2 protein-coding genes are annotated in these 870 nt (G+C 61.6%); both read right to left on the bottom strand.

The genetic code is table 11. The features are described from left to right. Positions 1 to 80 precede the first annotated feature (80 nt). Positions 81 to 557 carry a hypothetical protein gene (locus tag J3T93_RS09915; RefSeq protein WP_267431551.1) on the bottom strand — a complete coding sequence of 159 codons (477 nt, stop codon included), beginning with the start codon at positions 555 to 557 and terminating at the stop codon, positions 81 to 83. Then, on the bottom strand, positions 554 to 870 hold a 317-nt coding region (locus J3T93_RS09910), incomplete at its 5' end, for a hypothetical protein (protein ID WP_267431550.1). The genes J3T93_RS09915 and J3T93_RS09910, both read right to left, overlap by 4 nt.

The following is an 870-nucleotide window of genomic DNA, read 5'->3' as shown; positions in this document are numbered from 1 at the left end:
CAAGCCGAGGCTCCACCAGCGTCCAAGGAACCGCGAAGAACAGGATCGCGCCGCACACGCCGGCACCAAGCAGGGCCAGGTCACTCAGAGGCATGATGCGCCCCCAGATCCTTGACGACCCTGCTCACCAGCTCCTCGGCCAAAGCCTGCGTCCCATACCGGTTGATATCGTCCAGAGCCCGGAGGAACACCTCCCGATACCCGGCATGGAACGGATTGCCGCCAATACCTGCCCTGGTCGCATTGATGTTCACGCCGTCAAGGTCAAACCGGGCATTCGTGACCGTCCCAGGGGCGACGGCCGCATACACGGTCTGCAAGGACGGCCAACCGCAATCAGCACCGAGCACCCGGCTGCCCCTGACCTGCATATACGAGTCCACCGTGTCAAGCGCCGTCACATACCGGTCCGACAGCTTGCCACTGTCACCACACAAAGGGCACCCATCCAAGCCGGGCGCATACGTCCTGGCACCACACTGGTCGCACTCATACACCTGCACCGTGCCGTCAGAATGCTTGCCGAAGAACCCTTTGATCTCTTTTATCCGCATCATCGGGCACCACCAGCCTCAGCCTCAAGACCATCAGTCTTGCCTTGCAGCGCCTCCCTGGTCCTGGACACCACCAAGTCTGGTGCGTCCAGAAGCATGGCCGCATCATCATGAGTGAGCTGGCCCGGCAGACTCAAATCCTTGCCGGTCAATGCCTTGAATGCCGTCCGCGCTTGGGGCGTGGTGTGTACTCCTGCTTGGCGCATCAGGTCAGCGATCCGGTCCTGCTGATCCTTGGTGGACATGACCACAGCCTGCACCGGCTGGGCAGGCTGGGCATCCTGGACGTCATCATGCATCTCGTCTTCCGTGTACA

This window comes from Bifidobacterium sp. B4111, assembly GCF_026537235.1.
In the GTDB taxonomy this organism is placed as follows: domain Bacteria; phylum Actinomycetota; class Actinomycetes; order Actinomycetales; family Bifidobacteriaceae; genus Bombiscardovia.
This window is presented reverse-complemented; position numbering and strand designations above follow the sequence as displayed.